The 20,697-nt window shown below is 58.2% G+C and carries 15 protein-coding genes and 1 pseudogene; 9 read left to right on the top strand and 7 right to left on the bottom strand.

Features of this window, described 5'->3' with window-relative positions; all coding sequences use genetic code 11:
• The first annotated feature begins 154 nt into the window (after positions 1 to 154).
• A complete protein-coding gene (gene trmA / locus I6L49_RS16555; protein ID WP_216949961.1) occupies positions 155 to 1,288 on the top strand; it encodes a tRNA (uridine(54)-C5)-methyltransferase TrmA in 1,134 nt (377 codons plus the stop codon).
• A gap of 67 nt (positions 1,289 to 1,355) precedes the next feature.
• On the opposite strand, the gene I6L49_RS16550 is transcribed toward trmA, so the two are convergent.
• From I6L49_RS16550 to I6L49_RS16525, 6 genes are all read right to left on the bottom strand, one after another.
• Positions 1,356 to 3,089, bottom strand: a complete 1,734-nt coding sequence (locus I6L49_RS16550; RefSeq protein ID WP_216949960.1) for a methyl-accepting chemotaxis protein — start codon at positions 3,087 to 3,089, stop codon at positions 1,356 to 1,358.
• A 51-nt stretch (positions 3,090 to 3,140) separates the two neighbouring features.
• A complete protein-coding gene (gene mglC, locus I6L49_RS16545) occupies positions 3,141 to 4,151 on the bottom strand; it encodes a galactose/methyl galactoside ABC transporter permease MglC (RefSeq protein ID WP_005342585.1) in 1,011 nt (336 codons plus the stop codon).
• A gap of 16 nt (positions 4,152 to 4,167) precedes the next feature.
• Positions 4,168 to 5,688 carry a galactose/methyl galactoside ABC transporter ATP-binding protein MglA gene (gene mglA / locus I6L49_RS16540; protein ID WP_069527674.1) on the bottom strand — a complete coding sequence of 507 codons (1,521 nt, stop codon included), beginning with the start codon at positions 5,686 to 5,688 and terminating at the stop codon, positions 4,168 to 4,170.
• A 53-nt stretch (positions 5,689 to 5,741) separates the two neighbouring features.
• The gene (mglB, locus tag I6L49_RS16535; protein ID WP_005340747.1) at positions 5,742 to 6,728 is read right to left on the bottom strand and encodes a galactose/glucose ABC transporter substrate-binding protein MglB; all 987 of its coding nucleotides are present in this window, start codon (positions 6,726 to 6,728) and stop codon (positions 5,742 to 5,744) included.
• 276 nt (positions 6,729 to 7,004) lie between these two features.
• Positions 7,005 to 10,064, bottom strand: a complete 3,060-nt coding sequence (locus I6L49_RS16530; RefSeq protein WP_216949959.1) for a beta-galactosidase — start codon at positions 10,062 to 10,064, stop codon at positions 7,005 to 7,007.
• A gap of 189 nt (positions 10,065 to 10,253) precedes the next feature.
• Positions 10,254 to 11,261, bottom strand: a complete 1,008-nt coding sequence (locus tag I6L49_RS16525) for a substrate-binding domain-containing protein (protein WP_041915397.1) — start codon at positions 11,259 to 11,261, stop codon at positions 10,254 to 10,256.
• A 202-nt stretch (positions 11,262 to 11,463) separates the two neighbouring features.
• Here I6L49_RS16525 and galE point away from each other — a divergent pair, with 202 nt between their 5' ends.
• Genes galE through I6L49_RS16505 form a run of 4 tightly spaced genes read left to right on the top strand, consistent with a single transcriptional unit; the run spans position 11,464 to position 15,711 of the window.
• Positions 11,464 to 12,477: a UDP-glucose 4-epimerase GalE gene (gene galE, locus I6L49_RS16520; protein ID WP_216949958.1), complete on the top strand. Its 1,014-nt coding sequence runs from the start codon at positions 11,464 to 11,466 to the stop codon at positions 12,475 to 12,477.
• Positions 12,478 to 12,536: 59 nt separating this feature from the next.
• Positions 12,537 to 13,595: a UDP-glucose--hexose-1-phosphate uridylyltransferase gene (locus I6L49_RS16515; RefSeq protein WP_216951675.1), complete on the top strand. Its 1,059-nt coding sequence runs from the start codon at positions 12,537 to 12,539 to the stop codon at positions 13,593 to 13,595.
• Complete coding sequence (galK, locus tag I6L49_RS16510; RefSeq protein ID WP_216949957.1) at positions 13,592 to 14,743, top strand: galactokinase; 1,152 nt, start codon at positions 13,592 to 13,594, stop codon at positions 14,741 to 14,743. The genes I6L49_RS16515 and galK overlap by 4 nt, the downstream gene beginning before the upstream one ends.
• The gene (locus tag I6L49_RS16505; RefSeq protein ID WP_216949956.1) at positions 14,740 to 15,711 is read left to right on the top strand and encodes a galactose-1-epimerase; all 972 of its coding nucleotides are present in this window, start codon (positions 14,740 to 14,742) and stop codon (positions 15,709 to 15,711) included. Before galK ends, I6L49_RS16505 begins: the two co-directional genes overlap by 4 nt.
• 305 nt (positions 15,712 to 16,016) lie before the next feature.
• Here the strand turns inward: I6L49_RS16505 and I6L49_RS16500 are convergent, their stop codons facing one another.
• Complete coding sequence (locus I6L49_RS16500) at positions 16,017 to 17,057, bottom strand: LacI family DNA-binding transcriptional regulator (protein WP_216949955.1); 1,041 nt, start codon at positions 17,055 to 17,057, stop codon at positions 16,017 to 16,019.
• Positions 17,058 to 17,348: 291 nt separating this feature from the next.
• Here I6L49_RS16500 and I6L49_RS16495 point away from each other — a divergent pair, with 291 nt between their 5' ends.
• From I6L49_RS16495 to I6L49_RS16480, 4 genes and pseudogenes are all read left to right on the top strand, one after another.
• Entirely contained in the window at positions 17,349 to 18,443 is a 1,095-nt protein-coding gene (locus I6L49_RS16495; RefSeq protein ID WP_254127491.1) for a cellulase family glycosylhydrolase, read from the top strand.
• Between the two features lie 65 nt (positions 18,444 to 18,508).
• The gene (locus tag I6L49_RS16490) at positions 18,509 to 19,855 is read left to right on the top strand and encodes an MFS transporter (protein WP_216949954.1); all 1,347 of its coding nucleotides are present in this window, start codon (positions 18,509 to 18,511) and stop codon (positions 19,853 to 19,855) included.
• Positions 19,856 to 20,116: 261 nt separating this feature from the next.
• Positions 20,117 to 20,440, top strand: a complete 324-nt coding sequence (locus tag I6L49_RS16485) for a SemiSWEET transporter (RefSeq protein ID WP_254127489.1) — start codon at positions 20,117 to 20,119, stop codon at positions 20,438 to 20,440.
• 34 nt (positions 20,441 to 20,474) lie between these two features.
• A pseudogene (locus tag I6L49_RS16480) lies at positions 20,475 to 20,606 on the top strand (galactose-1-epimerase); the annotation flags it as partial.
• Positions 20,607 to 20,697: the final 91 nt, after the last annotated feature.

Below are 20,697 nucleotides of genomic sequence, written 5' to 3'. Positions count from 1 at the left end.
ATGCCTGTAGATCAGCTATCGGCCTGACTGAACACTTCTTGACCACAAAATGCTGGACAATCTGCCGCTGGCTTTTAAAATCGGGCCCCTTTGGGTGGCCTGTTGCCTTCCCCCGATTTCGACCCGGCCCGGCCGGTGTGCATGTGAGGTATTTATGACCCAGTCCCAACAGCCTTCCGCGAACGCTCCGGCGCCTAGAACCGCGGCCGACTATCAGGCCCAACTCGACGAAAAGCGCGCTCGCCTCACCGAGCTGTTTGCCGGCTTCACCCTCCCGGCGCTGGAAGTGCACAGCTCACCGGCGGAGTACTACCGGATGCGCGCCGAATTTCGCATCTGGCACGAAGGGGATGACCTCTTCCACTGCATGTATGCCCCGGCGACCAAAGAGATCATCAAGATAGACCACTTCCCTACCGCCAGCCGCCTCATCAACCAGTTGATGCCGCTGCTGCTGGAGGGGCTGCGCCCACACCCGGTGCTGCGCCGCAAGCTGTTCCAGATCGACTACCTCTCCACCCAGTCCGGCCAGATCATCGTCAGCCTGCTCTATCACCGCAAGCTGGAAGCAGAGTGGCAACAGGCCGCCGAAGCGCTGCAGGCCGATCTGCGCGCCAAGGGGTTCGAGCTGCAACTGATTGGCCGCGCCCACAAGCAGAAGATCTGTCTGGGGGATGACTTCGTCATCGAACAGCTCAACGTGGCGGGTCGCCAGCTCACCTACAAACAGGTGGAGAACAGCTTCACCCAGCCCAACGCCGCCATCAACGAACAAATGCTGGCCTGGGCGCTGGATGTGACCAAGGGGAGCGAAGGGGACCTGCTGGAGCTCTATTGCGGCAACGGCAACTTCTCCATCGCGCTGGCGCAGAACTTCCGCAAGGTGCTGGCCACCGAGATCGCCAAGCCGAGCGTCGACTCCGCCCAGTTCAACATCGCCGCCAACGGCGTCGACAACCTGATCATCCTTCGGATGTCGGCCGAAGAGTTCACCATGGCGATGCGTGGCGAGCGGGAGTTCAACCGCCTCAAGGGGGTCGATCTCAAGAGCTACCAGTGCAACACCATCTTCGTTGACCCACCCCGCGCAGGTCTGGACGATGCCACCGTCAAGCTGGTGCAGGAGTACGACAACATCCTCTACATCTCCTGCAACCCAGATACCCTGCAGGCCAACATGGCCGTGCTGGGCGAAACCCACGAAATCGCCCGTTTCGCCCTGTTCGACCAGTTCCCCTGGACCCATCACATGGAAGCCGGGGTCTATCTGCGCCGCAAGGCCGGTTGATTCAGGCAGACAAGAAAACAACAACAGGGCCGGATGGCCCTGTTTTGTTATTGACTGAACACCGGCCTCACTCCAGCCGGAAGTGACCCACGATCTCCCGCAGCCGGTCGTAGGTCTGCTGCATCGCCACGGAGCTGGCGACCGTCGCTTCGCTATTGTGGGTCAGCTGGCGGATCACTTCGGCGATGGCACTCATGTTGCGGTTGATCTCTTCGGCCACCGCGCTCTGCTGCTCCGCCGCCGTGGCGATATGGCTGATGAGATCGTTGATCTCCACTACTTCCCCTGCCATCAGATCCAGCGACTCGTTGACCCTGGTGGTGTTCTCGGCCGCCCCCTGACAGCTCTGCTTGGTGTTGCCCATGGCATCCACCACGGTGCGGGTGCCCCGCTGCAGACTGGCCAGCATGGTCTGGATCTCGGCTGTGCTCTGCTGGGTGCGGGCCGCGAGGGAACGCACTTCGTCTGCCACCACCGCAAAGCCACGCCCCTGTTCACCAGCGCGGGCCGCCTCGATGGCGGCGTTGAGGGCCAGCAGGTTGGTCTGTTCGGCAATGCTGCCGATCACCCCGAGCACTGAGCCAATCTGCTGCACATCCTGTTGCATCGCTTCAATGGAGCGGGCAGTGGCTTCCACTTCGTCCACCAGCGCCATCACGCTGGCCATTGCCTGATCTACCACCTGACGGGACTGGCTCGCCAGTTGCTGGCTCTGGCCGGTGAGCTGGGCGGTGCTGGCCGCACTCTCGGAGACGGAGACCGCGGTGCGGCTCATCTCGTTGATGGCGGTCACCACCTGCTCGGTCTCGCGTACATGGTCCGCCAGCAGGGACTGGGCGGCGCCGGTCTGGTTGGCCAGCCCCTCGATGCCGCTGTTGAGCTGGCCGCTCGCCTGCCGCACCTCCCCCATCATCTCCTGCAGCCGCTCGATAAAGCGGTTGATCCCAGCCGAGATCTGGCCCAGGTCATCCTTGCTGGTCACCGCCAGTCGGCGGGTGAGATCGCCGCTGCCGCGGGAGAGCTCCAGCACCAGATCCCGCAGCGAGAGGATGGGGCGATAGGCCACATTGAGCGCCAGCATCGCCAGCACCATCACCACGATCGCCACGCCGCACAGTGCCATGATGATCTGGCCGTTGAGGGCCCGGGTCATGGCACGGATGTAATCGAGGTCGATGTAGCCGGTCAGCGTCCAGCTGCTGCCACGAATATCCAGCTGGTTGGGGCGCGCTTCACTCTCCCCTTGCGGCTTGCTGTTATAGAGGCTGTTGCCCCGGCCGTCGGCCAGCGAGAAGTAGCGGCCATCGCCACTCATCTTCTCCAGCAGGCTTTTGAACTCGCTCATGTCGAGGTAGTAGAGATAGGCCGAATCGGCACCGCGTGGCACCAGTATGGTGATGACCGGCTTGCCATCCACCTGTTGCAGCGGGCTGACGGTGATCTGGTTGTTGGCGGCGGGGATCAGCTTGCGCAGGGCATCGACTTTGGCGCTGTCGTTGATGACCCCGTTCACGTCGAAGGCCATGTCGCCGATCACCTTGACGATGTTGTGAAAGCCGGTCTCTTGCAGAGTTTTCTTGACGTTGGTCACCCCGAAGTTGAGGTTGGCGGCCAGCAGGATTTTCTGATTGATGTCGCTGGCCAGCTTCTCTTTGACCAGAGTGATCTGCTCGGTGATGTTGTGGGTGGCCTGAGTACGAATGTAACCACTGATGAAGTGATTCACGCTGAGCCCGGCGGTGCCGATGGTGACCAGAATGGCCAGTAGCAGCAAGAGGTAAATCTTGACCTTGAATGGCATGGGTTCCCTCCAGAAGAGAGGGCTGGCAACGCCAACCCTCCCTGCCAATCGTTATTTCTTCTTGGCGTACTTCATGGAGTCCAGGGCCACCGCCAGAATGATGATGCCGCCCTTGATGATGAACTGCCAGTAAGGGCTGACGCCGATATAGGTCAAACCATAGTTGATCAGGGTGAAGATAAGTACGCCGGTGATCACACCTGCGACAGTTCCCACCCCGCCGGCAAACGACACCCCGCCCACCACGCACGCCGCGATGGCATCGAGCTCGTACATGAAGCCGAGGTTGTTGGTGGCACTGCCGATCCGGCCCGCTTCCAGCATGCCGCCGAAAGCGTAGAAGACCCCAGCCAGCGCATAGATCATCACCAGATTGACCGCCACGTTGACGCCGGAGACCTTGGCAGCCTCGGGGTTACCGCCGATGGCGAAGATGTTTTTGCCAAAGCGGGTCTTGTTCCACAGCACCCAGACAAAGACGCTGGCGATGGCCGCATAGAAGGTGAGATAGGAGAGCTTGAATCCTCCTATCCGGATAAACCCTTGGGCGAAGCTGGAGAAGCGAGGGTCAAACCCGGCCACCGGCGAGGCACCCACCGAGTCGAAGTAGAGGGAGTTGATACCGTAAACGATGATCATGGTGCCCAGAGTGGTAATGAACGGGGTTACGTTCAGGTAGGCCACGATCAGACCGTTGACCAGACCTATCAGGGCCCCCACCACGCACACCAGCAGGATCACCGCAGGAATGGGCACCTCCCCCAGCGTCGGGAATACCTTGTTGACGTTGGTCAGCGCCTGCAGCATGGTCGCAGCGATCAGCGCTGCCAGACCTACCTGACGACCGGCCGAGAGATCCGTCCCCTGAGTGATGATGATGCCCGCCACCCCCAGCGCTATGATGACCCGCACCGAGGACTGGGTCAGGATGTTGCTGAAGTTGGTGAGGCTCAGGAAGGAGGGCTCCTGGATCACGATGACCATGAGCAGCACCAGCAGCACCAGATAGATGGCGTTTTCCTTGAGCGCCTGCATCAGATTGAAATTTTTAGCCGACTCCATAAATGTCTTCCTGTCTCTAGAGGTACAGAGATGCCAGGCGCAGTATCTCGCTCTGGTCAGTTTCTTTGGTATTGACGATCCCGGCGACCCGGCCATTACTCATCACCATGATCCGGTCGGTGATCCCCAGCAATTCCGGCATCTCTGACGAGATGATGATGATCCCCTTGTCCTTCTTCGCCAGCTCCAGGATGAGCTGGTAGATCTCGAACTTGGCCCCGACGTCGATGCCGCGGGTAGGCTCGTCGAGCATCAGGATCTCCGGCTGGGTCAGCAGCCAGCGGCCGATAATCACCTTCTGCTGGTTGCCCCCGGAGAGGGAACCTATCTGGGTCTGCTGGGTCGGCGTCTTGACCCGCATGGAGTCGATCACCCACTGGGTATCGCTCTTCATCTTGTTGTCGCTGAGCAGCCCCATGGAGCCTTTGTAGCTGTCCATGTTGGCGATCAGGGAGTTGAAGGCGATATCAAGCCGCGAGTAGATGCCGGTGGAGCGGCGCTCTTCCGTCACCAGCGCAAAGCCGTTGCGGATCGCTTCGTGGGCGTTGTGGTTGGCCACCTCTTTGCCGTGCAGCTTGATGCTGCCCTGGCTGCGATCGCGAATGCCGAACAGAGTCTCGACGATGTCGGTGCGCTTGGCCCCCACCAGTCCGGCGATGCCGAGGATCTCCCCCTTGTGCAGGTTGAAGGTGATGTCCTGAATGGAGGGCTGGTTTTTCGCCGTCAGGTGTTCGATCTCGAGGATCACCTCTTTCGGCTGGTTGGTTTTTTCCGGGAAGCGCTGGGTCAGTTCACGGCCGACCATCATGCCGATGATCTGATCCATGGTCATGCCCTTGAGCGGCTGGGTTGCCACCCACTGGCCATCCCGCAATATGGTGATCTCGTCACAGAGCTGGAAGATCTCCTCCATCTTGTGGGAGATGTAGACGATGCCGCACCCCTTCTCCTTCAACTTGTTGATGATCTTGAAGAGGTGGTTCACCTCTTTCTCGGTCAGGGAGGAGGTGGGTTCGTCCATGATGACGATCTTGGCGTCGTAGGAGAACGCCTTGGCGATCTCGATCATCTGCATCTGGGAGACCGACAGGGTCGCGACCTTCACCTTGGGGTCGATGTCGATATCCAGCTCATCGAAGATGCGCTTGGTGTCGTCATACATCTTGCCGTGGTCGATAAACCACCCCTTGGTGGGGTAGCGGCCGAGCCACATGTTGTCCATCACGGTACGCTGCAGCACCAGGTTGAGCTCCTGATGCACCATGGAGACGCCATTTTCCAGCGCCTCTTTGGAGGAGGTGAAGTTGATCTCCTGCCCCTTGAAGAAGATCTTGCCCTGATCCTTCTCGTAAATGCCGAACAGGCACTTGAGCAGTGTGGATTTTCCCGCTCCGTTCTCGCCCATCAACGCATGCACAGAATGAGGACGGACCCGTAAATTGACATTATCGAGTGCCTTGACGCCGGGAAAGCTCTTACTGACGTCAATCATCTCCAACAGCCATTCTGATTGTTGCTGTGTTGTCATATCAGCCATCACATCTGGTTGAAAAAAGGGCAAGGGGATCTCCCTTGCCCTGGAGGAGGGAATTACTCGAATTGGGACAGGTTGTCTTTATCCACACCGACGTAGGCAACACGTACTACCTTGTCGACGATATTCCACTTGGTGCCTTCACCGGCCGGTTTGCCTTCAGCCAGATTCTTGGTCAGCTCGAAGGTGGCTTTGGCCTGGTTGGCCGCATCGTTCAGCACGGTACCCGCCATGGCGCCGCTCTTGACCATGGCCAGCGCTTCCGGCAGCGCATCGACGCCGAATACCGGAATGGCAGTCTTGCCCTGGGCTTTCAGTGACTCGACCGCACCCATTGCCATGCCGTCGTTGTTGGCGATGACCACTTCGATCTTGTTGGCGTTGGGGCCGGAGATCCAGGCGTCCATCTTGTCTTTCGCCATGGCGGTATCCCACATACCGGTATCCATGTGCAGTTGCTCGGTCTTGACGCCGCCATCGTTCAGGGTCTTGACCACGTAGGAGGTGCGCGCTTCGGCATCCGGGTGGCCCGGCTCCCCTTTCAGCAGCACGAACTGGATCACGCCATCCTTGTTCAGATCCCACTCCGGATGGGCTTTCCAGTGTTTGGCAATCAGCTGACCCTGGATGATCCCTGACTCCTTGGAGTCGGTGCCCACGTAGTAGGCCTTGTCGTAGCTGGCCAGATCGGTAGCGCTCGGCTCCTTGTTGTAGAAGACCACCGGGATATCTTCGCCACGGGCTTTCTCAATCACCACCGGGGCCGCAGCCGGGTCAACCAGGTTGATGGCCAGCGCCTTCACCCCTTTGGCCAGCAGCACGTCGATCTGGTCGTTCTGCTTGGACTGGTCGTTCTGGGAGTCGTTCATCAGCAGTTCCACCCCCGGAGTGGCTGCCGCCTCCTTCTCGATGGCCTTGCGTACGACCGCCATGAAGTTGTCGTCGTATTTGTAGACGGTTACCCCGATACGGGTGTCAGCCTGGGCATTGGCTCCAGCCATCATGCCCATCAGCAGGGCGGCAACTGTGGTCAGTTTTTTCATTATGTGTGCTCCGATGTGTCTATCTGTGTTGTAGGGTGGCGAGCAATTGAGCAAGCGCCAATCAATGTAATCAGTTTGTTGTCATTTCTTCTGTGATCATGACGACAAAATGAAAACGTTTACACTCTGTTACATTGAAACTTTATATTTATTTTTCAAATACATATAAATAAAAATCAAATTTGAGACTCAATCTTTCCCACAGCATTGAGGCTAGTCGTTACTGGTCTGTTGTCAAAATGGCGCACTGGCTAGACAGTCGCTTCAATAGCTGGATTAGCGGAGAGTGCAGCCCCAACGGTAACGACGCTCGAGCAGCTGATATTCGGGACGCACGCTCTGGCTCCAGGAGTCATCCCCACCCACCCCCATGTGGGCGCCATCGAGGCAGACCCACAGCCCCTCTTCGACCACCAGATCGCTCTGGTGACGAGCAGCGGCCAGCTGTTGCTGACTGAAGCGGCTGGCACTGAAATGGAAGCAGCCGTTTACTGTCGTGCTACCCAACTGCAACTGGCGGGTATCGCATCGCAAGCCGTTGTCGCTCGGGAAGATGTAAGGGGTGTGCATGGCCTCCAGCGGCAGGCTCCAGCGCCCCAGATCGGCGCCCAGCAGGCGATCCGGATAGTTCTCGTGCGGCCCACGCCCCAGCCATTCAGCTCGCGCCGGTACCTCGGCCAGATGAAGCAACAGACCGATCCGCGGCAGCGAAGGCAGCACCTGCGCCAGCTCGGTCTCTATCTCTAGGCTCATGGCGCCATCGTCGGTAAAGCGATGATGCCAGTGACTTACCAGCAGCAGCTCATCGTGGTGGAAGTAGCCATGACTGACCCGGATATCCCCTCCGGCGACCGCGATCCCTAAGCAGCGGTGTTGCCACTGACCGAGACCACAGCCCTGCCAGCGGGCAATCCAGGAGTTGGGGTCGGCGTGATCCGCTTCGCTGGTGCCGATGTCGTTGTCGAGCGGCGCGCGGTAGAAGTGATCCATGATCGGCGCCAGCAGCTGCTCCTGCCCCAATTTTTGCCAACTGGTGATACGGCCGCTCTGCTTGTCGAGCCACCACTGGCTGTTGGCGGCAGTGATCCGCCAGCCATCCGGCTGTTCGGTCAGGGTGGCGGCAGCGGCAGGAGCAGGCAGGGCAAGGGGGGTCGGCAGGGTGAACTGCTGACGGGCGACCTTGTGATCCGCCTGCGACCAGAGGGTGGCCTGTGGCTGAACGATCGCCAGATCGAGCCAGGCCAGTGAGCCTGCCGCAAAGGTGGGCAACGCCTCGCTCAGGGTCAACTCGACCACCCCTTGCGGCACCAGCATGAGGGAAACCTCCCCTTGCTGCTGCACATGGCCGTTCTCGCACAGCTGCCAGCAAAGCCGCTCGTTATCGGTGGAGCGGAACAAGTATTCGCTCTCGATCCGCACCCGCAACGGGGTGTGCTCAAGCAGAGTGAAGCGGAACGGCTGCTGGGCACGCTTTGCCTCGCACAGGGCTGGATGGGGGGTGCGATCCGGGAACAGCAGGCCGTTGCAGCAGAACTGGCGATCGTTTTGCACATCACCGAAGTCGCCGCCGTAGCCCCAGTAGTGGCGACCATCGGCGGTGTATTTGTCGAGCCCCTGATCGACCCAATCCCAGACAAACCCGCCTTGCAGACGTGGATGATCGCGAAACGCCTGCCAATAGTGGGCGTAGCCCCCCAGACTGTTGCCCATGCCGTGGGCATATTCGCAGAGGATCAGCGGCCGGTGCTCGCCAGGCAGGCCGATCCACTTGGCCAGCGCCCATTTGGGCACCGCCGGGAAGGGTTGATCCTGATGGGTTCTGGCATACATGGGGCAGATGATGTCGGTGGCCGGGGTATCGGCCCCGCCCCCCTCGTACTGCACCGGACGGCTCGGGTCGCTGCGCTTGATCCAGCCATACATGGCATCGTGGGCCGGGCCGTAACCCGACTCGTTGCCGAGCGACCAGATGATGATGGAGGGGTGGTTGAAATCCCGTGCCACCATGCGGGTCGCCCGCTCCAGAAAGGCGTTGCTCCAGGCGGGATCCCGCGCCAGCCGCCCCATGGGGGTCATGCCGTGGGTCTCCAGATTCGCCTCGTCCACCACATAGAGACCGAGTCGATCGCAGAGGCGATAGAAGTCGGGGTGGTTGGGATAGTGGGAGCAGCGCACCGCATTGAAGTTGTGCCGCTTCATCAGCAGCAGATCCCGCTCCATGGTGGCGCGATCGATGGCATAACCCTTGGCGGGATGGTGTTCATGACGGTTGGCACCGCGAACAAGCAGCGGCAGCCCGTTGACCCGCAGCAGGCCGCCACGGATCTCCACCACCCGAAAGCCCACATCACATGCCTCACTCTCGATAGCCTGGCCCTGCTCGTCCAGCAAGGTCAGGGTCAGACGATAGAGATGGGGCGTCTCGGCGCTCCACTTGCGCGGCGCAGCCACATCGATCCACAGCTCGGCGCGATCGTCATACGCCCCTTTTTCATCAATGGCTTGGGTGCCGATCGGCTGGCGCAGGGTCGCGACCCGCTCGCCACCGTCATAGAGATTGGCCTCTACCGACAGCCCAGCCCCATTAGCGACCTGCAGGGCAATCTTGAGACGACCATCCCGATAGCATGCATCCAGTTCAGGCGTCACCCGCATATCCATCAGATGGCGGATCGGTTTGTGCAGCAGGCTGACGGAGCGGAAAATCCCCGACAGCCACCACATATCCTGATCTTCCAGATAGGAGCCGTCGGACCAGCGCAGTACCAGCACCGCCAACCGGTTGCGACCGGCTTGCAGATAAGGAGTCAGATCGAACTCGGCGGGCAGGCGGCTGTCCTGGGAGTAGCCGACCCAGCGGCCGTTGCAGAAGAGATAGAAGGCGCTGCTCACCCCGTCAAAGATGATCCGGCTCTGGCCGCTTGCCAGCCACTCGGCGGGCAGTTCGAACTCGCGGGAGTAGCAACCGGTGGGGTTCTCTGCTGGCACTCGCGGTGGATCGCAGGGAAAGGGGTATTTGATATTGGTGTAGATGGGGCCATCGGTGAGCGGCCGCGTAGCCGGATAGGCGGCATCCAGCTGCCAGTTGCCCGGCACCGTGATGGGGCAGGCATCCACCAGATCCTGCGCCAACCAGCTCTCGGGCACCCGCTCGGGAGCGGCAAAGAAGGAGAAGCGCCACTCGCCATCGAGCAAGAGACGGGAGGAAGAGGCCAGATCACCTCTGGCATCCGCTTCGCTGCGCCAGCTGAACATGGGGGTATGGGCAGCCAGCCGGTTTACCGACGTAATGGCCTGAGTCTGCCAATCCTGACGCGCCACTATCTCCCTGAGCATTCACTCTCTCCCTGCTGATTGGAAAACCTATTCAGTCTAGAGAAGTATGACGCAGGGAACGGCGATCTCGCTCACACAGATGTAAACGATTACACTTAATTTGTTAAGTAAAGCGGAGTAAAAATGATTAAAAATAGGTAAAACAATAACTGTGCAATAAACGGCCCCGAACAGGGCCGCAAAAGGGGGTTATCCGGCCCGAACCGGTGCAACCGAGTGGCGATTGATCAGGGTGGGGGTATAGATCCGGCTCTGGGTCGCGTCACTCTCCCCCGCCGCCAGCTGAATGGCCAGCTTGGCTGCCTGGGCCGCCATCAGCTCGATGGGATAGCGCATGGTGGAGAGCTTGGGGCGCAAGTATCTGGCATAGATGATGTCATCGAAGCCCACTACCGAGACCTCCTCCGGCACTCGCAGGCCGTTGTCTGCCAGCACAGAGATGGCGCCCGCCGCCATGGCATCGTTATAGGCAACCACGGCGGTCACCTTGAGCCCCTTGGCCAGCAGGTTGAGCATGGCGCGCTCCCCCCCCTCCTCGTTCGGCGTGCCGCTCTCGATAAGCTCGGGATCGGCTGCCAGACCGGCTTCCATCAGTCCATCCTGATAACCCTGCAGACGCAAGGTGGCATCCTCGATGGCGTGATCCGAGCTGATAAAGGCGATATGGCGGTGGCCCAGTTCGATCAGGTGGCGAGTCGCCGTAGCCGCCCCCAGCCGGTTGTTGAGGGCGATGCAGCGCCCCTTGAGGGCCGGAATATCGCGGTTGATCAGCACCATGCCGGGCACTCGCATGGCGTAATCGTAAAGTTCCTCGTCGCTCAGCGCCTTGCTGTGCACCACCAGCGCCTCGCAACGCTTGCCGATCAGCAGCTCGATAGCCTCCCGCTCCTGACGCGCCTTGTGAAAACCGTTACCCATCAGCAGGTGAAGGTTCTGCTCGACGGCGATGCCGGAGACCCCCTTCACCAGTGCACCGAAGAAGGGATCGGCCACGTCACCGACCACCACCCCCATGGTGTCGCAAGTCTGGCTCACCAGTGCCCGCGCGTTGGCGTTGGGGGTGTAGCCCAGTTCGGCCATGGCCTTCTGCACCACTTCGCGAGACGCGGCGCTGGCCTTGGGGGAGTTGTTCATCACCCGTGAAACCGTTGCCACTGACACATTGGCCAAACGGGCGACATCCTTGATGGTGCTCATACTGTTTTCACTTCTTTCACTGTGCAATAGAGCGCCATTATACCCAGCAAACCCATTGAAAACAGGGGTGAAACGCATATCTGCCGTCAGGATGATCACAAAAACAGTGTAATCGTTTACACTGTTTTGCAAGCAAGCTCACAGTTTGGTCGCCACACCCTCGGCTAGACTCCTTCCAGACACTTTTTCAGTGGAGAGCAAGATGAACGTTCTGGTCACCGGCGGTTGCGGATATATCGGCAGCCACACCTGTCTGGCCCTGCAAGCGGCAGACATGAATCCCGTGGTGGTCGACAACCTCGGCAACAGCAAGCGCAGCGTGCTGGCCAGAGTCGCCGCCATCAGCGGCCAACAACCCGTTTTCTATCAAGGAGATATTCGCGATGCCGCCCTGCTGGACCGGATCTTCGCCGAACAGCAGATCGATGCGGTGATCCACTTTGCCGCCCTCAAGGCGGTCGGCGAGTCGACCCGCATTCCACTGGATTACTACGAGAACAACCTCGGCGGCACCCTCACTCTGCTACAGGCGATGAAACGGGCCAATGTGCACAATCTGGTGTTCAGCTCATCAGCTACCGTCTACGGCGATCCCGCCAGCCTGCCGATCCGCGAGGATTTCCCCCGCAGTGCTACCAACCCCTACGGTCGATCCAAGCTGATCATCGAGGAGATCCTCGAGGATCTGCAGCTGGCCGAGCCCCACTGGAGCATGACCCTGCTGCGCTACTTCAATCCGGTCGGCGCCCACGAGTCGGGCACCATGGGGGAAGATCCCCAAGGCATTCCCAACAATCTGATGCCCTATATCACTCAGGTCGCCATCGGCCGTCTCGACTGCCTGTCTGTCTTTGGAAACGATTACCCCACCCCGGACGGCACCGGCGTGCGCGACTACATCCATGTAATGGATCTTGCCGAAGGACACGTCAAGGCACTGCAACACTGCGCCGGCAAGGGTGGCGTGCACACCTACAACCTGGGCACAGGTCAGGGCCAGAGCGTGTTGCAGCTGGTCGCCGCCTTCTCTGCCGCCTGTGGCAAGCCGCTGCCATTTCGCATCGAACCGCGCCGCCCGGGCGACATCGCCGCCTGCTGGGCCGATCCGGCCAAGGCCGAGCGTGAACTGGGCTGGCAGGCGACCCGCAACATCGACGCCATGTGCGCCGACAGCTGGCGCTGGCAATCCGCCAATCCGAATGGTTACGAGGAGTAGGCCTGCCTGCCCCCTGTTAATAAACGCCCTATTTTTCAATACCTTATTCAGGAGAGATGATGTTCAACCCCGTCGATCATCCCCATCGCCGCTTCAACCCGCTGACCGGCCAGTATGTGCTGGTCTCCCCCCATCGGGCCAAACGCCCCTGGCAGGGACAGGTGGAGAAGGTGAGTCAGGCCCCCAAACAGGCCCACGATCCCGACTGCTTCCTCTGTGCCGGCAACACCCGGGTCACTGGCGACATCAACCCCGACTACAAGGGTACCTTCGTCTTTACCAACGACTTCGCCGCCCTGATGCAGGATACCCCGGCCGCCGATAGCGCCAGCGATCCCCTGCTGAAACTGGAAGCCGCCCGCGGCACCAGCCGGGTCATCTGCTTCTCACCGGATCACGGCAAGACCCTGCCCGAGCTGCCGCTGCCCGCCATCGAGGGGGTGATCACCACCTGGATGGATCAGGTCGCCGAGTTGTCGGCCCAGTGGGAGTGGGTGCAGGTATTTGAAAACAAAGGGGCCGTCATGGGCTGCTCCAACCCGCACCCCCACGGCCAGATCTGGGGCAGCGATTTCCTGCCCAACGAGATCGCCCGCGAAGAGCAGCACCAGTGCGACTGGCTGTCAGTGCATGGCCGCCCCATGCTGCTGGAGTATGTGGAGCGGGAGCTGGCGGATCGCTCGCGCATCGTGGTGGAGAACGAGCACTGGCTCGCCGTGGTCCCCTTCTGGGCCGCCTGGCCGTTCGAAACCCTGCTACTGCCCAAGGCGCATGTCCCCTCCATGCTCAACCTGACCAAGGCCCAGCAACAGGATCTGGCGGTGGCGCTCAAGGAGCTCACCAGCCGCTACGACAACCTGTTCGAGTGCAGCTTCCCCTACTCCATGGGCTGGCACTTTGCACCGCCCAAATCGGATTGCCCCGAGGCGTGGCAACTGCATGCCCACTTCTATCCGCCACTGCTGCGCTCCGCCACCGTGCGCAAATTTATGGTGGGCTTCGAGATGCTGGCCGAAACCCAGCGCGACCTTACCCCCGAGCAGGCTGCCGAGCGGCTGCGTGCCCTGAGCCCCGTTCACTACACCCAGACCAACCACACCAATGAGGAGGCCCTATGACCCCCAGCCAACGCGTCAGCACCGTTTTTGCCGAGCAATTTGCCAAAGCGCCCGATCTGCTGGTGCGCGCCCCAGGTCGCGTCAACCTCATCGGTGAACATACCGACTACAACGACGGCTTCGTGCTGCCCTGCGCCATCGACTACGAGACCTGCGTTGCCATCGGCCTGCGCGATGACCGGCAAGTGCAGGTGATCGCCGCCGACTACGACAACCAGCGCGACCAGTTCGACCTCGACCAGCCCATCGAGCACCACCCCAGCCAACGCTGGAGCGACTACATCCGCGGCGTGGTGAAGTATCTGCAGGAGCGCGGTTATGCCCTGCGCGGCCTTGATCTTGTGGTCTCCGGCAACGTGCCGCAGGGGGCGGGGCTCTCCTCCTCTGCCTCGCTGGAAGTAGCCATCGGTCAGGCATTCAAAGAGGCGCTGGGGCTCGAGATCAGCCAGGCCGAGATCGCCCTCAACGGTCAGCAGGCGGAGAACCAGTTCGTCGGCTGCAACTGCGGCATCATGGATCAGATGATCTCCGCCAGCGGCAAAACCGATCATGCCCTGCTGCTCGACTGCCGCTCGCTGGAGACCCGCCTCATCCCCATGCCGGCGGATCTGGCAGTGCTGATCATCAACTCCAATGTGCGCCGCGGTCTGGTGGACAGCGAATACAACACTCGTCGCCAGCAGTGTGAATCGGCCGCCCGTCACTACGGGGTCAAGGCGCTGCGCGATCTCGATCTGGCCGGACTGGAAGCGGGAAAAGCCGGGCTGGATGAGGCCTGCTATCGCCGTGCCCGCCACATCGTCGGTGAAAACGCCCGCACCCTGGCGGCGGCCGATGCACTGGCGAGCCACGATCTGACCCGACTAGGCGAGCTGATGGCCGAGTCGCACGCCGCCATGCGCGATGACTTCGAGATCACAGTGCCCGCCATCGACGGTCTGGTGGAGATCATCAAGACTAAAATCGGCACAGATGGCGGCGTGCGGATGACCGGCGGCGGCTTCGGCGGCTGCGTGGTCGCCCTGTTGCACCCCGAGAAGGTGGCCGAGGTGATTGCCGCCGTCGAGGCGGAGTATCCGGCCATCTCGGGCCTCAAGGCAGACTGCTACGTCTGCCGCGCCAGCGCCGGTGCAGGGGGCATCGCATGAAAGAGTTCCATCTGCAAAATGCAGCCGGCCTGCGGTTGAGCGTGCTCGATTTCGGGGCAACGCTCACCGCCCTCGAGATCCCGGTCAATGGCATCTATCGCAATGTGCTGCTGGCTTGTGATCCGCTGGATTACCCCAATCAACGCTCTTATTTGGGGGCGATAGTAGGACGTTTTGCCAATCGTATCGGCAACGCCCGCCTAGAACGAGCAGGGCAAGAGTGGCAACTAGACGCCAACGAGGGCACCACCTGCCTGCACGGGGGCAGTGACTCTCTGCACAACCGGGAGTGGCAACTGGACGGGCTGGCGGAAGATCGCATCCGTCTGCAAACTCGGCTGGCCGATGGCGAACAGGGTTTCCCTGGTAATCTGGACGTCACCCTAGAATACCGGCTGGAGCAGACCGATCTGGTGATCGAGCTGAGCGCAACCACAGATGCTCCGACCCCGGTCAATCTCACCAGCCATGCCTATTTCAACCTGGATGGTGGTGATGTGCGTGATCACCACATCATCATTAATGCAGACCGCTATCTGCCAACCGATGAACACTCGCTGCCGCTTGGTATTGTGCCGGTCGAAGGAGTATTCGATCTACGTCATGGCAAGCGGGTCGGAGAGCAGTGGATGGCCCATTCGCAGCAAAAAAAATGTCTGGGATTCGACCACTGTTTCTTGTTTGGTGATGCCTCGCCCTCACCACAAGCCACCCTGATGGCAGGGGATGGCAGCCTGTGTATGGAGATGTACACCAATCAGCCAGGCGTCCAGCTCTACAGCGGCAACTGGTTGGCTGGCACCCCAAAACGCGGGGGGGGACATTGGGGCAACTATCAGGGGCTCTGCCTGGAAGCACAGCAAGTGCCAGATAGTCCGAACCGTCCAGAATTAGGTAACCCATGGTTGGAGCCAGGAGAACGCTATCAGCACATAACCCGTTATCGGCTCATTCCGGTTATGGCTTGACCCACTGAAGGGGCGCGTCAAGGCGCCCCTTTGTCGCATCTCTCCCGCCCGGCTTATTCAACACAACCAATAAAGAAGCATACTACGGCTTGGCATCGTTACGATATCAGCCACCGCGTGCAGTGCTGATGGGTGTATGGATTTCAGAGTGACGTTGACCTGCTCGTGTCGGGTGAAGTCATTGAGTACCCATTATGTGCTTTACATTCTTACCGCCAACCACACAACTTGGCAGGCATGACGGGAACATATCGGCACGCCCTGTGGCATAAGGAACCACTACGCAACAGGTCATCGAGAGAGGATCAAATTTTGTTAACTGGCTGACCCTTGGTCGAGGCACGGATCAGCAACTCCCCTTCCAGCTTCATCAGTAAAGCGATGGGCTTCTCTCCTTGGGCCAGTTGCAACAAGGTGTCCACCGCCAGTTTACCCATCTCGTCGTAAGGTAGTTCGATAGAACTCAAAGGGGGCTCCATTTCGCAGGCCAGCATCTGGTTATCATGGCCCGCCACCAGAATGTCTTCCGGGATGCGCAATCCCGCCTCGGCTATCGCCTGGTAACAACCCTGAGCCATGTAATCACTGCAACAGAAGATACCATCAGGCGGCTGAGGCAGCGCCAGCAGTTGCCGAGTCTGTTCATAAGCCTCATGTAGCGACCAGTTGCCCACGCGCACCCATTGTGGATCCGGTATCAAATCGTGGTTGATCAACGCCTGACGATACCCCTCCAGCCGCAGACTATTTGCCTCCATCCATGGCTCCCCCTGAATAAGAGCCACTCGTTTGCAGCCTTGCTCCAACAGGTGCGCCGTCACCTTGTAACCCGCCAGCTTATCGGCAGGCAGGATGGAATAACTCTCGGACGAGCCACTGCCCTCCAGGTAGCAGTTGAGCAAAACGGTAGGCACCTGTGGGGAGAGCTCCATCTCGGCAAGTTGTCGTGTCATGGAAGAGGCAAAAATCATCCCCAGATAATCCCCCTGATTGATCTCCTGCTCGATCAACTTGGTGAGCTCCGCGCTGTTGCGATAATCGAATGTAACCAGCATGCGATCTGCCTCCCAAGCGCGTTCATTGCAGGCATTGATCGCATCCAGAAAAGGGTCATATGGAGTCAGGCCATTGAAAACAAAAGCTATTTTTCTAGCAGATGGTCCCTTGGGTAGATGTTCAGCTCGCTTATGCTGGTAACCCAGTTCGGCCGCTTTTTCAAGCACTCTACGCCGCGTTTCCTCCGCCAGTTTGATGGTGGTTGAACCATTGAGCACCAGTGAAACCGTTGATTGGGAAACACCTGCAGCTGCAGCGATGGCGCTCATGGTGATGCGTTTACTATTCATTGATATGGCCATAGTTTGAGCAGTACCGCCCAGATAATAATATTAATTATTTATCTTTTATCATGACTCATGATTACGGACATGAGCAAGCAGCACAACAGCCCGCAAGGACGATAGAGGGGTTTCGGTTATCGTCCCGAGTACAGATGGCTCGCCAGTCATGCCTGTTAACCCCCTAAATTTGTTCATTTTGTGACTAATCCCTGAATTCTGTCCTTCATGATTTGCAACTAAAGATATTAGCTAATATTAATTGCTGTAAGTTTAAATAATTAGTTGCAAGGATATCCGATGGCGATACAGCAGTGGTCAACAGAACGAGCTTGGCAATGGTGGAACAAACAACCTTGGCTATTGGGCTTCAACTATCTCCCCCGCACAGCGGTCAACTGGACCGAAATGTGGCAGGGAGAAACCTTCGACCCAGTCACCATTGACCAGGAACTGGGTTGGGCCAACAAACTGGGCTACAACACCCTGCGAACCAATCTGCCCTTTATCGTCTGGCAGCATGATCGGGATGGCCTGCTCGCGCGCATTGAGCAGTTCCTTGGCCTGTGTAGCAAGCACAATATCCGCGTGATGATGACCTTGATGGATGACTGTGGCTTCTCCGGCGATCACCCCTATCTGGGCCGCCAGCAACCACCTCGGGAAGATGTACACAATAGCCAGGCGGCGGCCAGTCCCGGTCGGAATGTCGTCATTGACCCGACCCAATGGCGCGAAGTGGAACACTATATTCGCGACCTGATACGTACATTTGCACAGGATGAGCGGATCTTTATCTGGGATCTGTACAATGAGCCGACCAACCGGGGCATCTTTTCGGAAGGCGATGTCGAGGTGCGTTTCGATGAGTCGCTGGAGACATATGCCCACTATCTGATGGAGTTGGCTTTTGTCTGGGCCCGAGAAGAGAACCCCTCCCAGCCACTCACCGTCGGCGCGTGGCATGCACCCTACAGCATCGGTCAGGGGGATTCGGAATTTACTCCGGAAAACACCTTTACTCATCCGACCGACCTGCGCGCTATGGAGCTATCGGATGTCATCACTTTCCACTCCTATCAGCGTATGGAGGGGCTGAAAATCTCTCTGGATGTGGTCAGCAAATATCGCCGCCCGCTCCTCTGCACAGAGTGGCTGGCCAGGCATGTCGGCAGCGTGATGGAACAACAACTGCCACTCTTCAAAGAGTTAAAAATAGGTGCCTATCAATGGGGTCTGGTAAAAGGGAAGACGCAAACTCACTTGCCATGGCCTTTCGTTCGCAATATCGACCCCGATTTCCGCAGGGTCTGGTTTCACGACCTGCTGGAGGAGGATGGTACCCCCTACTCTGCCAGTGAAATAGAACTGCTCCACACATTGACCCGTTCATAACGCAAAAGAGGACGCCACCCTAGTGGCGCCCCTCATAACACATTCATGTTGGGAAAGGTTGGCAGATGACAGATCAAAAGATACACAATAGAGAGCTGGTGGGATATTTCAGCTATGCCGTCGGGCAATGCCTCAGTTTCGGCCTGGTGGGATCATTTATCCTCTATTTTTACACCGATATCCTTGGAATATCGCCAGCTGCAGCTGGGGCTATTTTCCTCATTGCCAGAGTATGGGATGCCATCAACGATCCTATTATCGCTGGTTATATGGACACTCTTAATTTCAAACGTGGCAAATTCACACCATATATGCTTTTCGTTCCCTTCTTGATTGCCGGGATCACCTCTCTCAGCTTCATTGGCATGGATTTACCCATGACCACCAAGGTAGCTTATGCAGCAGTCACCTATATCGCGTGGGGGATGATATACACCTTGTCTGATGTACCTTTCTGGACCATGTCATCGGTCATGAGCCAAGAGCCACAGGAGCGAGCCAAGGCCGTAACCGTCGCCATGTTGGGCGTCAATATCGGCATTGGCAGTGCTTCCATTATATTCCCGAAGCTCACCGAACTGTTTGCTGCAACCAGCAGCACCAAGGGCTACATGGAAGGTGCCATCTGCCTGATGCTGATCGCCCTGCCGCTGATGGTGCTCGGAGCAAGCCAGATGAAAGAGCGCATCAAGCCCAATCCGAATGACAAGATCACCATTAGGGACTCTTTCCGCGTCCTGCGTTCCAACAAACCGTTGGCGTATGTACTTGGCGCCTTCTTCTGTAACGTGTTCTTTAATCTGGCCACCGGGCTCTACATTTTCTTCTTCACCTACAACATGGGTGATGCCGGGCTGCTCTCAGTGATGGGCTCTATCGGTGTAGCAACCTCTATGGCCTGTATGCTGATGCCGATATTGACCAGCAAGCTCAGGAAACGTGATCTATTCCTGCTACTCACTCTGCTGGAGATTGCATTACGCATCGGTTTCTATACGACAGGCTACGACAATCTGATAATGGTGTTCAGCTTCCTCGCCTTGATCCATGCGGCCAACGTCATCACCAATCCGCTTATCTCCGCCATGTTGAGTGAGACCATCGAATATGCAGAACTAAAGTCTGGCCGCCGTTGCGCTGCCATCGCGTTCTCGGGGCAGACCTTTACCGGCAAACTGGCTTGGGCCATCGCAGGTGGTATTTCCGGTACCCTGCTGATCTGGCTTGGCTATCAACCGAATGCGGCACAGACTCAGGCTACGATGGACGGACTATTTATCTGTATATCACTTGTGCCGATATTGGGTAGCATATTACGGGTGATGATCATGACCCGCTACAATTTCACCGAAGATAAGCACGCCAAAGTACGTCATGCTCTAAATAAATGGCGATCCATTTCGTCTCTTTAACATAAAAAAATGAATGCTTTACCATAAAATATACGCCAGTCGAATTGAGCGCCTCTATCCATTCAACTTGACTGGCAAATTCCATTCAAGAACATGAAAACTACAATGATTGATAAATTATTTTTTCGTTGCATTGCGCATAGGAAAAGCAATCAACATAAGTTACATGAATCATCGAAAGCCACTGGGTAAACTTTTGCTGAAGTATATTACACGATAATAAATATCCATTGCCTCCATTGGTCTTTGAGGAGTTCAAATTTGTCGGTTTATTTCTGGCACAATATCGTTATTGTGCCAATCGCTCTCTGCGTTCTGGTTTTCTGGCTCGACACCGCCAACCTCGGTCTCTGTGCAGCCTTTCTGACCACAGGATCTTTTGCCTTGCAAGTTATACAAATCATAAAGACCCAAGAAACCAAGGCCATCTCAACCAATATGTATCTGGCCTTCAGCTGTGGCGTACTTCTATGGTTGATCTACGGCCTGCGCACTAACGACATGCCCATCACCATAGCAAACAGCATTACTCTCGCTCTGGCCTGCGCCGTCCTGATGCTCAAGCTGCGTAACGAAAGGAACTGATGAGCATTCATACAACCTGGGGCTGGCACTCGGGGATCACGACGGCTTCTGTCTTGAGGCGCAACAGCTACCGGACAGCCCCAATCGCCCCGAGCTGGGCAACCCCTGGCTGCTGCCTGGCGAGCGTTATCACCACCAGACCCGCTACCGCTTTATCCGCGACTAACTTAAAGAATTCATGATTTTTACATAGCCTCAGCAGTCACAATCGAGCAAGATATGCCGCCCCGAGACCCTTTCGGGGCGTTTTTACATCA

This window comes from Aeromonas sp. FDAARGOS 1419 (genome assembly GCF_019047045.1).
In the GTDB taxonomy this organism is placed as follows: Bacteria; Pseudomonadota; Gammaproteobacteria; order Enterobacterales; family Aeromonadaceae; genus Aeromonas; species Aeromonas veronii.
This window is presented reverse-complemented; position numbering and strand designations above follow the sequence as displayed.

What these genes read in the sequence shown, in the direction of transcription:
- trmA (WP_216949961.1), top strand. Translation starts at nt 155, where the DNA reads ATGACCCAGTCCCAACAGCCTTCCGCGAACGCTCCGGCGCCTAGAACC.
- I6L49_RS16550 (WP_216949960.1), bottom strand. Translation starts at nt 3,089, where the DNA reads ATGCCATTCAAGGTCAAGATTTACCTCTTGCTGCTACTGGCCATTCTG.
- mglC (WP_005342585.1), bottom strand. Translation starts at nt 4,151, where the DNA reads ATGGAGTCGGCTAAAAATTTCAATCTGATGCAGGCGCTCAAGGAAAAC.
- mglA (WP_069527674.1), bottom strand. Translation starts at nt 5,688, where the DNA reads ATGGCTGATATGACAACACAGCAACAATCAGAATGGCTGTTGGAGATG.
- mglB (WP_005340747.1), bottom strand. Translation starts at nt 6,728, where the DNA reads ATGAAAAAACTGACCACAGTTGCCGCCCTGCTGATGGGCATGATGGCT.
- I6L49_RS16530 (WP_216949959.1), bottom strand. Translation starts at nt 10,064, where the DNA reads ATGCTCAGGGAGATAGTGGCGCGTCAGGATTGGCAGACTCAGGCCATT.
- I6L49_RS16525 (WP_041915397.1), bottom strand. Translation starts at nt 11,261, where the DNA reads ATGAGCACCATCAAGGATGTCGCCCGTTTGGCCAATGTGTCAGTGGCA.
- galE (WP_216949958.1), top strand. Translation starts at nt 11,464, where the DNA reads ATGAACGTTCTGGTCACCGGCGGTTGCGGATATATCGGCAGCCACACC.
- I6L49_RS16515 (WP_216951675.1), top strand. Translation starts at nt 12,537, where the DNA reads ATGTTCAACCCCGTCGATCATCCCCATCGCCGCTTCAACCCGCTGACC.
- galK (WP_216949957.1), top strand. Translation starts at nt 13,592, where the DNA reads ATGACCCCCAGCCAACGCGTCAGCACCGTTTTTGCCGAGCAATTTGCC.
- I6L49_RS16505 (WP_216949956.1), top strand. Translation starts at nt 14,740, where the DNA reads ATGAAAGAGTTCCATCTGCAAAATGCAGCCGGCCTGCGGTTGAGCGTG.
- I6L49_RS16500 (WP_216949955.1), bottom strand. Translation starts at nt 17,057, where the DNA reads ATGAATAGTAAACGCATCACCATGAGCGCCATCGCTGCAGCTGCAGGT.
- I6L49_RS16495 (WP_254127491.1), top strand. Translation starts at nt 17,349, where the DNA reads ATGGCGATACAGCAGTGGTCAACAGAACGAGCTTGGCAATGGTGGAAC.
- I6L49_RS16490 (WP_216949954.1), top strand. Translation starts at nt 18,509, where the DNA reads ATGACAGATCAAAAGATACACAATAGAGAGCTGGTGGGATATTTCAGC.